This window comes from Stackebrandtia soli (assembly GCF_965137155.1).
Taxonomy (GTDB): Bacteria; Actinomycetota; Actinomycetes; order Mycobacteriales; family Micromonosporaceae; genus Stackebrandtia; species Stackebrandtia soli.
On the sequence record NZ_CBCRZX010000016.1, the window covers coordinates 17,216 to 30,683 of the forward strand.

General features: G+C 66.6%; 10 protein-coding genes and 2 tRNA genes. 4 read left to right on the top strand and 8 right to left on the bottom strand.

The window, feature by feature from the left end:
- Nucleotides 1-300: 300 nt before the first annotated feature.
- Nucleotides 301-1,899 carry a serine/threonine-protein kinase gene (locus ACM9NP_RS11540; RefSeq protein WP_415646656.1) on the top strand — a complete coding sequence of 533 codons (1,599 nt, stop codon included), beginning with the start codon at nucleotides 301-303 and terminating at the stop codon, nucleotides 1,897-1,899.
- 68 nt (nucleotides 1,900-1,967) lie between these two features.
- Here the strand turns inward: ACM9NP_RS11540 and ACM9NP_RS11545 are convergent.
- The 3 genes from ACM9NP_RS11545 to ACM9NP_RS11555 all read right to left on the bottom strand — a co-directional run bounded on the left by ACM9NP_RS11545 (nucleotide 1,968) and on the right by ACM9NP_RS11555 (nucleotide 6,749).
- A tRNA-Thr gene (locus ACM9NP_RS11545) sits at nucleotides 1,968-2,043 on the bottom strand.
- A 105-nt stretch (nucleotides 2,044-2,148) separates the two neighbouring features.
- The gene (locus ACM9NP_RS11550; protein ID WP_415646657.1) at nucleotides 2,149-4,986 is read right to left on the bottom strand and encodes an Hsp70 family protein; all 2,838 of its coding nucleotides are present in this window, start codon (nucleotides 4,984-4,986) and stop codon (nucleotides 2,149-2,151) included.
- Nucleotides 4,987-5,906: 920 nt separating this feature from the next.
- Nucleotides 5,907-6,749, bottom strand: coding sequence for an aminotransferase class IV (locus ACM9NP_RS11555; RefSeq protein WP_415646658.1), 843 nt, complete (start codon nucleotides 6,747-6,749; stop codon nucleotides 5,907-5,909).
- Between the two features lie 385 nt (nucleotides 6,750-7,134).
- Between ACM9NP_RS11555 and ygfZ the strand changes: the two genes are divergently transcribed.
- Complete coding sequence (gene ygfZ, locus ACM9NP_RS11560) at nucleotides 7,135-8,175, top strand: CAF17-like 4Fe-4S cluster assembly/insertion protein YgfZ (RefSeq protein WP_415646659.1); 1,041 nt, start codon at nucleotides 7,135-7,137, stop codon at nucleotides 8,173-8,175.
- Between the two features lie 268 nt (nucleotides 8,176-8,443).
- On the opposite strand, the gene ACM9NP_RS11565 is transcribed toward ygfZ, so the two are convergent.
- On the bottom strand, nucleotides 8,444-8,620 hold the full coding sequence (locus ACM9NP_RS11565; protein WP_415646660.1) for a hypothetical protein: 177 nt from the start codon (nucleotides 8,618-8,620) through the stop codon (nucleotides 8,444-8,446).
- Between the two features lie 153 nt (nucleotides 8,621-8,773).
- Between ACM9NP_RS11565 and ACM9NP_RS11570 the strand changes: the two genes are divergently transcribed.
- A complete protein-coding gene (locus tag ACM9NP_RS11570) occupies nucleotides 8,774-9,253 on the top strand; it encodes a hypothetical protein (protein ID WP_415646661.1) in 480 nt (159 codons plus the stop codon).
- Nucleotides 9,254-9,861: 608 nt separating this feature from the next.
- Here ACM9NP_RS11570 and ACM9NP_RS11575 read toward each other — a convergent pair.
- The 3 genes from ACM9NP_RS11575 to ACM9NP_RS11585 form a co-directional block, all read right to left on the bottom strand.
- Entirely contained in the window at nucleotides 9,862-10,200 is a 339-nt protein-coding gene (locus tag ACM9NP_RS11575) for a helix-turn-helix domain-containing protein (protein WP_415646662.1), read from the bottom strand.
- A 1,185-nt stretch (nucleotides 10,201-11,385) separates the two neighbouring features.
- Nucleotides 11,386-11,892, bottom strand: a complete 507-nt coding sequence (locus ACM9NP_RS11580; protein WP_415646663.1) for a DUF4274 domain-containing protein — start codon at nucleotides 11,890-11,892, stop codon at nucleotides 11,386-11,388.
- A gap of 162 nt (nucleotides 11,893-12,054) precedes the next feature.
- Nucleotides 12,055-12,130 (bottom strand) — tRNA-Arg (locus ACM9NP_RS11585).
- 228 nt (nucleotides 12,131-12,358) lie between these two features.
- On the opposite strand from ACM9NP_RS11585, the gene ACM9NP_RS11590 reads away from it, so the two are divergent.
- Entirely contained in the window at nucleotides 12,359-12,703 is a 345-nt protein-coding gene (locus tag ACM9NP_RS11590; protein ID WP_415646664.1) for a hypothetical protein, read from the top strand.
- Nucleotides 12,704-12,869: 166 nt separating this feature from the next.
- Here the strand turns inward: ACM9NP_RS11590 and ACM9NP_RS11595 are convergent.
- On the bottom strand, nucleotides 12,870-13,404 hold a 535-nt coding region (locus ACM9NP_RS11595; protein WP_415646665.1), incomplete at its 5' end, for a glycerol-3-phosphate dehydrogenase C-terminal domain-containing protein.
- Nucleotides 13,405-13,468: the final 64 nt, after the last annotated feature.

Sequence of the window (13,468 nt, forward strand, 5' to 3'; positions counted from 1 at the left end):
ACCGGCCCGGCAACTCGGCTTGGTGGGGCGGCGTACGCAACCGACGACCGCCGCCGTACCAAGGCGAGCGCGGCCGGGTTCGCCAGCGCCACAGTGACTTTCGAGTCTCGTGCCCGTGCGTCGGCTCGGTGGGGCAGCGGCCTCCACGGTGGTTCCGCCGCCGCAATCGATCACTCTTCGCAGTTGACCGATACCGATGCCTACGATTCAATGGATACAAAGGGTCCATAGGTCGACGGACGATTGTAGACACGGGGTCGTCGCGTTCGATCCGAAGTGCATCGAGAAAGTGGCGTTCCCATGGATAAGGATGTCGTTGCCGACCGGTACCGGCTCAAGAGCAGGATCGCCGCGGGCGGAATGGGCGACGTGTGGAAGGGCCGCGACCTCCGACTGAAGCGCGACGTCGCGGTCAAGCTTCTGCACCCCAACCTTTCCAACGACGAGAAGTTCCAGGCCCGGTTCGCGTCCGAGGCCGAACTGGTGGCGTCCATCCGTTCCCCGAACGTGACGGCGTTGTTCGACTTCGGTCGTGAGAAGGGGCGACACGGAGCAAGGTCCTATCTGGTCATGGAGTTCGTCAAGGGGAAGTCACTGTCGACGATCCTCGACGAGCAGGGCAAACTGTCGCCGTCCGAGACGATGCGCGTCATCGACGGCGTCACCGTCGGTCTGGCCGCCGCGCACGACGCCGGGATCGTGCACCGCGACGTGAAGCCCGCCAACATCCTCATCACCTCGTCCGGGGCCGTCAAGTTGATCGACTTCGGGATCGCCCGCGCCGCAGGCGAAGCCGGGCTGACGGACACCGGCAAGGTCATGGGCACCCTCGCGTACTCCTCACCGGAGCAACTGACCGATGAGGACGATCCGCGACCCACGACGGACGTCTACTCGCTCGGCGTCGTCGCCTACGAGTGTCTCACCGGGCGCACGCCGTTCGCGTCCGTGAATCCGCAGATGGTCATGTCCGGGCATCTGACGAAACCTCCCCCGCCGCTTCCGGACGACATTCCCGAGCCGATCGCGGACGTCGTCCTCAAGGCGCTGCGAAAGAACGCCGACGACCGGTGGGCCACCATGGAGGACTTCGGGCGGGCATGTCGGCTGGCGCGTGACGACTGGGACAGCACCCAGCAGCGCCCCACGCCCGACCCGACAGCCGATACGCCCCACTTCCGCCGGAGGACGGACGCGCGGGACAAGGCGGTCGCGAATCTCGACACCGAATCCATCACGCAGGCCGAGTCCCTGCCGACCCCACCCGATCGGCGACCCCGAGCGACTATCGCGATGGCCGCGATCACGGCGCTCGCCCTCGTGTTCCTCATGTGGAAGCCGAGCGACTTCGTCGCTCCCCCGAGCGCGGAGGGGAACGGGGTGACCGTCGATGACACGGTCGAACCGGGCGACGACGGCTCCTCGGATCCCGGCGGGTCCTCGACGGACGATGCCACGAAGAAGCCGGGCGAGGAGCCGACGGATGACAAGTCCGACCCGCCTCCAGGTCAAGGTGAGGAGCCGAATCCCGGTGGAGGCGACGGCGGAGACGACGGTGAAGACGATCCCGGTGAAGGCGGAACCCCGGTGCCGAATCTGATCGGTACCGATTCGCATGGCGCGCGATGGACGCTGCAAGGTTACGGTTTCCCGAACTCGGAAGGCGTGGGAACCGACCCGCAGCCCGGAGAGCGAAACTGCGTCGTCTACGACATGGACCCGAACCCCGGAGTAAAGGTCGATCCATCGACAACCATCACATTCTATTACCGCGCCAGTCCATACCAGTGCGCGGCGAACGACCGCGTTCCGCCGCTGCCGCGCACCGAGACGCGACCCGACGTGCTGGCGACGATTCCGGGGGCGACCCCCGTGAGCCGACGCCGGCACGGCCGTTAGGACCGGCGACCGAGCACACGAAGAAGCCCCCGCCGGTGCGATTCCCGGTGGGGGCCATCGTTCTTCGTTGGAGCTGGAGATGGGACTCGAACCCACAACCTGCTGTTTACAAGACAGCTGCGCTGCCAATTGCGCCACTCCAGCGGGCGTGTTCCCGCCGTCTTGAGGTTAACAAGACGACGGGTCACACGTCAGTTGGGTATAACAGGTTCCGACTTGAGGGCAGGTCGCGGATGATGCCGGAACCCCTCACTCGCGGAACTTCCATGTCCGGTATCCCGTCTCGACCGGACAGGTCAGATACGTGGCGGTCGCCGCGCATTGGGGAATGACCTCTTGGGAACCGAGCTGATAGACGGAACCGTCGTCGGCTCCGAGACCGACGAAAGCAACCGGTCCGGCCGACAACTCGGTGTCGCCGCTCCACGGGAAACGGAGCATGCTGCCGCTGTCGATCCGATTGAACCGGCCCTCCTCGGCGGATCCGATCTTCTCGAAGTCCTCGTCGTACAACTGGGTGAAGGTCGTGTCCGTGTCGTCGGCGTAGTTGACGGCCAGTCGGTCGCCGACGGGCTCCGCCCAGCCGAGAGACTCGTCTTCTGGCGAGGACCACGCGACCTCGGGGTTCTCCCCGCCCGTGTCGATCACGGAGAATCCGGTCATCGTGTCGGAGTCGACCGTGCGGTCCTCGAAGACGCAGACTCTCGTCTCGCCGCAGACTCCCAGTTCGCGTGGCACGACACCGGTCGAGGCGGCGCGAACGGTACCGAGATCCGCGAGTTCGTTCGCCATGTCGTACACCGTCACGGTGTACCCGTCGGCCCCGTCGGTGACGTACAGCTTCCCGTCGAACGCCGTCATCTGGCTCGTCTCGGTGAGGACCTTCTTCGTCGCGCTCACTTCGCCCCTGTCGAGGTCGATCACGGACACGGTCCCCTCGCTGTCCTTCGCGTAGAAGAAAATCGAGTCGGCGTCGTCGAACGCGCCGAGGTCGGCGACGAAGTAGTCCCAAGGCACCGCCGCCCCGATCCACTCCATGTCGGCGATCGACAGCGTCCACTGTTGCTCACCGGTGGCGTCGTAGGCCGTGACCTTGTCGTCGTCGGGGGAGGACACAACAAGGAGCTCACCGATGATGTCGACGGAGTCCGTCCCGCCGATGGTGAGTTCGCCGGTCTGTTCGCCGGTCTCCCAGTCGAGGATCGTCAGAGCGATATCGTCGGTGCCCAACTCTCCGATGAGGACCATCTCGAAGGCGGAATGGAAGATGTCCCAGGAGGCACGGGTCCGCTCCATCGGGTCCGTCTCCCACAACGCCGAGCCCGTCGCCATGTCGATGGCGGTGACGGTGAGGTTCGTACCGTCGTCGGCGGCGAAGAACGCGCGATCACCGATGGTCCCGGGTCCGAGGATCGAGGCGTTCTCCGGGAACGGGACGTCCTCACCGACCTGAGCCAGCGGCGTCATGTCGCGCTGCGGATAGGGATCGTAGACGAGCCAACCGATCCCCAGCACGAGAACGACGAGGATGACGGCGGCGCCGATCCAGTTCGACCGCTTCCGGTACCACGAGGCGTCCTCATCGGAGTCGTCGCGACCGAACGAATCAGACCGTCCTGAAGAGACGGATGCGTACCGGCCCGTCCCGTCGGCCGTCGCGTGCGGGGACCGAGGAGGCCCTGACACGGAGGCGACGGACGCGAACTCCTGCGGGGGCGACGACTGGTACGGCGGCCCCGACACCTGGCCGGACCCGATCGGGTACTGCGGGGTCGGAGCGCCCGATACCGGATAGCCCGGATCCGGGGGGCTCGACACCTGGCCGGTTCCCGTGGAGTACTGCGGGGTCGCGGCCCCCGAGACCGGGTAGGCCGATTCGGGCGGACCCGACACGGGACTCGGCGGCCCGGTGACGGGCGCCGCCGCCTCGGACGGCGGGGTCACGACCGGGGCGATGCCCGGCGGAGGCGTCACGGCGGACGGCTGCTCCCCGGTGGAGTCCGAGCGCATACCGCCGACGGCCGCGAGGCTGCCCTCGGCGACCGGCAACTCCGGCTGCTCCAAAACGGTGGGCGCGATCCCGAGACGTGTGTGCAGAAGGCGGGCGACGAGCGGCATCCGGCTCGCGCCGCCGACGAGGAACAGGCCCGCCAAGGCGTCCGGTTCCTGGCCGGAGGCGGCGATGACGCGGCGGGTCTCCTCGATCGCGCGTTCCAGCAAAGGACTCGCGAGGCGCTCCAACTCGTCCCGGGTCAGGTGCAGCGCCGTGTCCACGCTCGGAACGGGGACCGGCGCCACCGTCGTCCGGGAGAGCATCTCCTTCGCGCCGCGCACGTCGTCCCAGAACAGGCGCCGGTTTCGGCGCTCCGTCGGGGATTGCGGGTTCGTCAGTTGTTTCCAGATCTGCGGCGCGTGCGCGTCGATCGTCTGGCCGAGGTGGTTGAGGAGGACCTCGTCGACGTCGAGGCCGCCGAGGTCGTCGAGGCCGCCGTCGGCGAGGACGACGAACTCGTTCTCGGATTCGTGCCGGACGACGGCGATGTCCAGGGTGCCACCGCCGAAGTCGAAGACGGCGACGCTCGCGCCGACCGGGATCGGCTGGCGCATGACCTCCGCGAAGTAGTGGGCGGCGGCGACCGGCTCGGGAACCATCTTGACCGGCGGGAAACCGGCCTGCGCCGCGGCGTCCTGAAGAATGTTGCGGCGGGTCGCGCCCCACTTCGCCGGGTACGTCAGCACCGCGGGAGGAAGCTGACCGACCGATTCGACCGCTTTGGCGGCGACGTTTCGCAAGACGGCGGCGAGCAGCGCGACCGCGGGGACGTCGCGGTCACCGAGGAGGATGCTTCCCTCCCCGATGCGGTGCTTCGGGTTCGGTTCGAAACGGCTCGGGTCGATCTGTGCGAGCCGTTGGGCGTCGCGGCCGACGTGGGTGTGACCCGCTTCGTCGACGAACACCGCCGAGGGCATGACGGGAGCGCCGTCGACCAGGAGCGGCCGGGACCGGCCGTCAGGCCAGCGGATGACGGCGACGGTATGGGACGTTCCGAGGTCTACACCGAGGATGTAGCCGGGTGGGGCTGACATGTGGGGGTCTTTCGCGCTGTGGTTCACCGTGATGTCTCGCTTGGGGTTGTTCCGTCGGTCTCCGGTCGTGCTCTGTGGCCGAGGTGCCGAGGCGGGCGGGGATGCTCGGATCTGCGGGGGGTTCTTCTTGGCGCCCAACCGATGTACGCGTGGATGGGCGGACCGTGAGGGTGTGTGCGAACTCCTTCTCCTACCGCGCGAGCTCCGGACGGCGCGTCACGAAGTTGCCGGAGCTCCCACGAACGACACCGGGATGCGCGAGCACCTCCGCCTCACGCCGCGTCCACCTGAACCCCGTTCGCAACGGAGGAGAATTCCCACACACGCCCTAGATCCTACGGGTCGAGGAAAAGCCCCCGGGCGCGCGCGAACCGGCGTGACGTGACCAGCGTCTCGACGCGGTGGTGATGGGTCGGGGCACTGAGCGACGGAATCCGCCTTTGGGAGCCGTCTCGTCACCCGGCCGCTCTGCCAGGGCGACAACGGAACGCCGTCGGGGGCGTTGTGAAGCACCGCACGGGGGACTACTGCGTCGTCTTGCCTGGTGACGCCTTGGTACTCGCCCCACCCGACCTGGGACGACACCCGGGTGTCGCGATCAAGGGACTCAGAGTGATGCCCCTGAAATGAAAACCACGCCACGGCGCTTGCCCGGGCGCCGTGGCGTGGAAAAGAGAAATCTTCCTCTTTATTTAATTGTCGCCGGGTCGGGCCGTGCCCGTTGGCCCGCTCCGGCGGTGGTGCCCCCAGAGTCGTTCCGCGTCAACTGTTTTGGTTGCCCGTCCAATTCAGTTGACTTGTCGGCGTGACCGGAACGACTTTTAATGTGACACCGACTCCTGAACTTGCGCTTGGCGTTTTCTGTCAAGTTCCTGGGAGTCCGGAGTTCATCCCGTGCCCCCGAACACCCCGAACCCGGCTCAGTCGGGCGTCGGGAACCCGAGCAAACGCTGAAGTGTCCTGGTCAACGGGTGCATCGCCAGTTCGTTCTCACCGATCGCCAACACGGGCGAAATGCCCCGCACCGATGACGTAAGCCACACCCCGTCCGATTCGGCGAGTTGCGCGACGGTCGGAATCTTCTCCGCCGTAACGAAACCCACCTCCTCGGCGCGGTCGAACAGGTACCGGTTCGTCGTGCCGGGAAGGACACCGGTCTCGGCGGGAACGGTGTACAGGACCTCACCCTCCGCCCACACGACCGACGACGTCGGCCCCTCGAAGACGAACCCGTCCTCGGACGTCCACAGCACGTCGTCGAAGCCGAGCTCACCCGCGTGCCGGACGGCCGCCATCGCGATCGCGTACGACAGGCACTTTGCGCCGCCCAACAGCCACGGAGCCGCCGCACGCGTGTGAACGCCGTATCCCAACGTCAGAGGAGCGAGCCGCAGGCCGTCCCGGCGGGCGGCGAGAATCGCGGGCGCGACGGGCTTCAGCGTCGCGAACACCGTCGGCGGCCCACCCGTTTCGCGTCCCCGCGTGCAGACCAGGCGCAGCGCACCCTCGTGCGGTCCGTACGCGTCGCACGCCTGGCCCGCGAGACCGATCATCGCGGCGGCGTCGGGCAGATCGAGCCGCATCCGATCGGCCGACCGGGCCATACGGGACACGTGCTCGGAGAGAAGGAACGGCACGCCGTCCCGAACATGAATCGTCTCGAATATTCCGTCGCCTCGGAGTACGCCGAAGTCGTCCGCGTACAGCAACGGCTCGTCGGCCGGGACCACGCCCCGGCCAAGGACAGCTACCACATCAGCCATGCTGTCAACGCTAGCCCTTTGGGGGCTGACGAGAGGGTCCTACGGCGCTCGTGATTGGACCGAACCCGATGATTCGACCGTCTGCGGACAAGCGGATACGTTGCGCGCGAATGGTCCGCGAACATCACCCCGACGGCCGACGACCGCGCCCGCCGTCCGTGAACTTGGTCACCCACCCCGCCGAACCCGGTCCACGAGACCGCCGCCGACCGGCCCCGCGCGGGCGACCGCCACCACGTCGACGCCGTGTGTCACCGTTGTGGCGATGGCGACCGCCGACCGTGGAAGCGTTCACCGGCGTTCGGTGTTGACAGCAGACGACGGGGATCGAGGATCGACGTCAACGCGGCGGTGTTCGGCGCCGCGCCGGATACGAGAAGGGCGAATGAAAGTGTCGGACCTGTTGACACGACCGGGAGCGGTCGGCGAACGCGAGGACTCGACCGTCGCCTGGCACTACGGCGACCCACTTCGCGAACAACGCGCCCTGACCGTCGGCGCGCTCGTCGACCGAAGCGACCGCGACATCGTCACCGTGACGGGCGCCGACCGCCTCACCTGGCTGCACAGCCTGACCTCGCAACACCTGTCCGCGCTCGCCCCGCTCACCGGAACACAGCTACTCGTGTTGTCCCCCAACGGACACATCGAGTCGATCGCCGGAGTGTTCGACGACGGGACGACGACCTGGCTCGACACCGAACCCGGTGCCGGCGCGGCGCTCGTCGACTTCCTCACCAAGATGCGGTTCTTCACGGAAGTGGACATCGCGACCGTCACCGACGACTGGGCGATGCTCTACGTCAGCGGCGACACGACGCTCGCCGAGCCCGACATCCTGCCCGTGCCCCCCGCGAAGTTCGCCACCGGAACCCTCCCGCCGCGACCGACGGTCCAGTACGCGGGCGAGACGCTCCCCGACGGAGGCTTCGCGCGTCGCGTCGACACGCTCGGCCAACCCGGTGTCGATCTGCTCGTGCCCCGCTCGGACGTCGCCTCCTTCGCCGACAAGCGGGGCCTTCCGCTGTCGGGAACATGGGCGTACGACACGCTTCGCATCCCCGCGCTCGTGCCCGCTCAGGGCGTCGACGTCGACCACCGCACGATCCCGCAGGAGAGCCCCTGGCTGCTGGCTCGCGCCGTCCACCTCGACAAGGGCTGCTACCGGGGCCAGGAAACCGTTGCGCGGGTGCACAACCTCGGCCGTCCACCTCGGACCTTCGCAATGCTCCATCTGGACGGTACGGAGGAACACCCGCCCGCGCCCGGCACCGACATCAAGGCGGGTGCCCGCACCGTCGGGCAGGTCGGCACGGCCGCCCGCCACTACGAGGACGGCATGATCGCCCTGACCATCCTCAAGCGAGCGATCGCCGAGAACCCGGAAGCTCAGCTGACGATCAACGACAGCGCCGCCGCACTCTGACCGAGACCCCGACTCGACTCAACGACGTCGGCTGATCAACGCCAACTCGGCTGGACCGCTCGAAGCTCGGCTCGGCTCGCCTGATCCCCGCCCGGCTCAGCTGGACAACGCCCGCTCCACTCCAGCACTCCCACCGCCAACTCGATCTCCGCTTGGTTGGGCAAAGATCTCGCTTGGTTGGGCAAATTGCGAAAACGCGCCTAATTCGAGAATTTGCCCAACCAAGCGGCACTTTTGCCCAACCAAGCGGAACTACGGGACGGGCTTCTCAAACACGACCCAGGTGCCAGGAGGTGGCGCTGTGGCGTTGCCTCCAGTACGCGGCGAATCTGCCGTCTGCGGAGAGCAGTTCCTTCGGCGTCCCAAGCTCGACGACCCGGCCCGCCTCCACGAACACGACCTGATCGGCACGCGCGATCGTGTCGAGCCGATGGGCGACGATCACGGTCGCCCGATGTGCCGTCGCATCTGGGCGTCGAAGTGGTGGCCGCTGAAAAACGTCGAAGGGATTCTCGCGTTGATGTCGAGATCGTCGTGGCGGTTGCGACGTATCGGTGTCGCGGCCGACGGGGTCGCGGCAACCGAGAGAGGAATCGACATGAATGACATCGACGCGACCGCCCCGACCGGCGAGGCCATCGACGCCTACGGCCAGGACGCGCGACCCGAACCGTCGTCCGGCGTCGCCGCGCTGGACCGGCTCGTCGGAACCTGGGCCGTCACCGGTGGCGCGGAAGGCACCGTCCGATACGAGTGGATGCCCGGCAGGTTCTTCCTGTTCCAGCACGTGGAGCTCGAACAGTTCGGCCAACCCGTATCGGGGCTGGAGGTCATCGGCAACCTGCACCCGTTCGGTGAGCCTGTCGGGGAGGACGTCGTCTCCCGCTTCTACGACTCGGACGGGAACACCCTCGACTATGTCTACGAACTCGTCGACGACAAATTGACGATTTGGGCGGGAGCCAAGGGCAGCCCGGCGTACTTCGAGGGGCACTTCAGCGACGGCGACCGGACGATGGTCGGCGAATGGGTCTACCCGGGCGGCGGCGGGTACGCGTCCACAATGACCCGCGTCTGACGCTTTCCCTTGGTGCGCAGAGGTTCACGTGCGTGGTCACCGCGATTCCCGCCGGTGGTACGAAATACGGCTGCCGACCCCGAGTCGAATGACCACGGACTCACGGTTCGGCCGAGTCGCCGAAGGCCCAGGCGGGTGGCGACAGACTCACGGCTTGGTGGGGCGGTGTACGTGCCGGAACCGCTCTGCGCCATCGGCAACGGAGCCCCACCAAGCCGCAAGAGACGACCTCTGCGCGGTCGAGAGAGCTTCAGACACGACGTGGTCGAGTTCCCCGGCTTGGTGGGTCTCCCCTCCTGCCCGTACCTCCCTTGCGGCCCCGTACGCCGCCCCACCAAGCCGAAAAGGTTGCGGTTCTCAGTTGAAGACACACCGCCCCACCAAGCCGCGTCGAACTGCCCTGATATTCCGATCAGGTGCCCGTCGACGTCACCGGTCAGCACCTCACCGGCGACAGCATCCCGCGACGCGCCGACGAGCAGCGACGAACGCGGGTCGGCCCAGCTGGTCGAGACGGGTGAAATGCCGAACGGCAGGACGAGCGGATTGTGGCGGTGGCGGGGGTTCCTCGGGCGCCTTTCGCGTCGTCCATGCCGTGTTCGCCAGTTTCAGCGGGTACCGGCTTCGTGTTCAGCGTTGATGCGCTGCGCTTCGGCGAGCTGGTTTTCGAGGATGATGATCTGGCAAGCCGCCTCAACCGGGGTGCCTTGGTCGACGAGCTTGCGGACGCGTTCGGCCAAGCGCAGTTGGTAGCGGGAGTAGCGGCGGTGTCCGCCGCCGGAACGCTGCGGTGCGATGAGTTTTACGGAGTCCAGGGTGCGCAGGAACGCCTGTGTTACGCCAAGGAGCTCGGCGGCCCGACCCATGCTGTAGGCGGGGTAGTTGTCGTCATCGAGTTTGTCAGCTGTGCTGGCCTTCGGGGCCGGTGTGTCTGCTGGTTGACCCATAGAACCTTCCAAAGTCGGCGAAGGGGCCCCNGCGCGAATCGCGCCGGGGCCCGGAGTTTGCTCAACACCACTACCGGCGAATCTCAACCGGTATCATCTTGCGCCTCAACCCCGTAACGGTGATTGAGCGCGATCGCGTAATCGTGACCGAAGACCACCTTCCCATCCGTGGAACCGCGGTGTCCGTGCGGCGATGATCTCAAGCCAGCACGGGCGATCTGGCGTGGCGTTGAAACTCCTTTCTCAATCTCATGAACTACTTCAAACTGCACGGCCCTACCTGCTGGCCGCCTTGGTCTCGGCCGGAACCCTCACAGAACCCGGGTCCCGCATTCGACCTACTGCTCCGGTACTTATCGAACACTTGCTGTACCGGGTCGTGCCTTGCTCAACTTCCACGGCCACCGGTCGGGCCGCGCTGGCAGCGTCACCGCTCGAAGCCCGTGCACTTACTCGGCCTCGAATCACCTGACCTGCCCATTCACACTGGGGCAACTAGTCTCTGCTGCCCCGTATGGACTTCCTCGATCTCTGGTGAGAGAAAATATAGCACCTGATGCAGCCAATATCTACCGGGGTCGCTAAAGAATTTATGTATGCCGGAGGAGCGACATCCGCGCCTCCTCCGACCCGGTGCCGTAGGCCGCCGTAGCCGCGCGGGTTCCAATCCGGCTGCCGAGCAACCTCGAACCCTCGGGAGCGGATGGCGTCGCCGAACTCGCCGCGCAACCGGATCTCACGAAGCACACTCGGACCGCGTACGGCGGCCTGCCGTCCGACGCCGAGCACTCGTTTGGAAACGGTTCACGTCATGGTCGGTGGCCACGGACTCACGGCTTGGTGGGGCGGTGTCCGTGCCGGAACCGCTCTGCGCCATCGGTAACGGAGTCCACCAAGCCGCAAGAGACGACCCCAGCGCGGTCGAATGACTCCTCGGTTGCGGCGTGGTCGAGTTCCCCGACTTGGTGGGTCTCCCCTCCTGCCCGTATTTCCTTTGCGGCCCCGTACACCGCCCCACCAAGCCGAAAAAGGGGTTTCCGCCGTCACCGACTGAAGGAACCGTTCCTGCCCACCAGGCAGCTTTCCATCGTCCTCGATCAGATCGAACGTGTGCTGTGAAACCGCATGTCAGTGCGGCCGCTGCGGACGGAGCCCGGAACCGATAGTCGATCCGCGTTGTGAAAGTCAGGATGCCCCGGTGACGGGGCGGATGAAACCGTCCTCGTACTCGGCCTGGGCGCGTTTGGTTCTCGCGGTTCTGAGGGTCCGCTGGCGATCGGTCAGAGCCGGATCGTCCAGCCCGAAGAAGCCCGTGTCGTAGGAGTTTCGTCCGATGGGGAAGGCCTCGGCGCGCAGGCCGTCGACCAGGGCGGTGCAGTACGCGACCAGGGTTTCGAACTGCCGAGGCTGGTAGGTGGCCTCGACCGTGTAGTTCTCGCAGAGCGCGTGGTCCTCGTCCGAGTGATGGATCTGTGCGGCGTCGTCGAGCTCCCAGTACAACCGCAGGGCGAGGGCGCGATCGCAGCGAGGATGCCGCACGACTGCCAGCGGGACGTCGAAGCCGTCATCCCAGCTGTAGGCGCTCATCAGCTCCCACAACTGCGTCTCGTCCACGAGCGCGGCAACCCTTTCCGGCAACTCATCATGCTCGTCAGACTCGTGGTGCACGATCCTCTCGACAACGGGGTCCATGCCGCTCGTTCCCTCCGGCTCGTTGGGAGTCCGTCCATTGTCCCAGGATGGTGGACGCTCGTCCGAAGGCGACCGGTACACCGCACCAGATGTCCACCGCCACATACAAAGGCCCGTTCACCAGTCGATTCGACGGCGAATGGGCTTCGTCCCCTTGATGGTTGGTGCCCCCTGCAGGATTCGAACCTGCGACACACGGTTTAGGAAACCGTTGCTCTATCCCCTGAGCTAAGAGGGCCGTCGTGACTCCGGTCGGCCGCGGCCGGAGTCGAAGCGATTCTAGACGAAACGGTCATGGCCCCGACGAGGCGGCGCCGGTGATGCCGCGTTCGCGCCTGGGTACGCGCCTGTCGGCCGCGTTCGAGGGGCACGGGAGACGCACGGCCGGGAGCGGAAAGTCATGCCGTACTCGGTGCGGCCGTCCATAGCCCCGACACGAACATCGATCCACGTGAAAGGAATGTTCGTGAAGAAACGCATGCTCATCAGCGCCTTGCTCGCCGGGTTCATGGCGGCGTTCGTGGTCGTCGGAGGGCCGACCGCAGCCCAGGCCGACGTCAGCGCGCAGTACACCCAGTACACGGCGACCGTGACGAGCTCGACCGCGTACTTCAGGTACTGCGGCTACGACAGTTGCGATGTCCACTACACGAGGAAGAAGGGCGAGAAGGATGTGCTGGCGTGCCAGTACACCAATTCGAAGGGCAACGTCTGGTTCCAAACGGAAATCAAGGCCCTCTATGGAGGGCGTCTTCATGTCTACTCAGGACATTTCTCGTCCGCGTACAAGAACTTCCTCGACAAGTGCTGACCGCCCGGCTCGAAGACTGAGCGACACGATCGGTCATCGCACCGCGTGACGGACGGCGTCGGCTCGCCCGGGCACAGGCTCCGGTGGGCCGACCCGTTTCACGAGTCGGCTCCGCGAATCAGCCGACGACCTAGGAAACCGTTGTGCCGCAGCGGCTCGACGTGGGTCAGGCGTCAGCGAGGGCAGCGCCTCGGACGTCCGGGGCGCCGAGACGAGCGGCGTCGGCGGTCGCGTCGTCTGGTTGACGTTGCGAGTCGCGTTCGGCCGCGACCCTGGCACGGTAGTGCTCGATCTCGCCATGCCGGGTGTCCTCGTCCCAGCCGAGTTCCTCGCCCATCAACGCGACGACGTGCTCGACGGACCGATCGCCGCGATGCGCCGTCTCGACGGAGATCCGGGTACGCCTGGTCAGGACGTCGTCCGCGTGCAGGGCGCCTTCCGCGCGCACCGCGTAGACGACTTCAGCCGCGAGGTACTCGGGCGCGCCGACGACGGGTTCGCCGAGTCGCGGATCGTCGGCGATCAGCGTGAGGACGTCGAATGTCAAGGAGCCGTAGCGATCCAGCAGGTGCTCGACGACGCCTGTCGACACTCCGAAACGGGCGGCGATCTCGGAGCGCGTGTGCCAGGCCGCGTCGTACCCGTCCGCTCCGAGCAGCGGAATGTCCTCCGTGCGGGAGTTCTGGACGCCGTGGAGTCGCNNGCGACGCCTGGTTNCCTTCGATCCAGTAGCCCGAGTGGTTCTCGACGCCGCCGAACCAGGAC

Bases quoted from the DNA above. Each gene is read 5' to 3' on its own strand.
- ACM9NP_RS11540 (WP_415646656.1), top strand. From the start codon at position 301: ATGGATAAGGATGTCGTTGCCGACCGGTACCGGCTCAAGAGCAGGATC.
- ACM9NP_RS11555 (WP_415646658.1), bottom strand. From the start codon at position 6,749: ATGGCTGATGTGGTAGCTGTCCTTGGCCGGGGCGTGGTCCCGGCCGAC.
- ygfZ (WP_415646659.1), top strand. From the start codon at position 7,135: ATGAAAGTGTCGGACCTGTTGACACGACCGGGAGCGGTCGGCGAACGC.
- ACM9NP_RS11580 (WP_415646663.1), bottom strand. From the start codon at position 11,892: ATGGACCCCGTTGTCGAGAGGATCGTGCACCACGAGTCTGACGAGCAT.
- ACM9NP_RS11570 (WP_415646661.1), top strand. From the start codon at position 8,774: ATGAATGACATCGACGCGACCGCCCCGACCGGCGAGGCCATCGACGCC.
- ACM9NP_RS11575 (WP_415646662.1), bottom strand. From the start codon at position 10,200: ATGGGTCAACCAGCAGACACACCGGCCCCGAAGGCCAGCACAGCTGAC.
- ACM9NP_RS11550 (WP_415646657.1), bottom strand. From the start codon at position 4,986: ATGTCAGCCCCACCCGGCTACATCCTCGGTGTAGACCTCGGAACGTCC.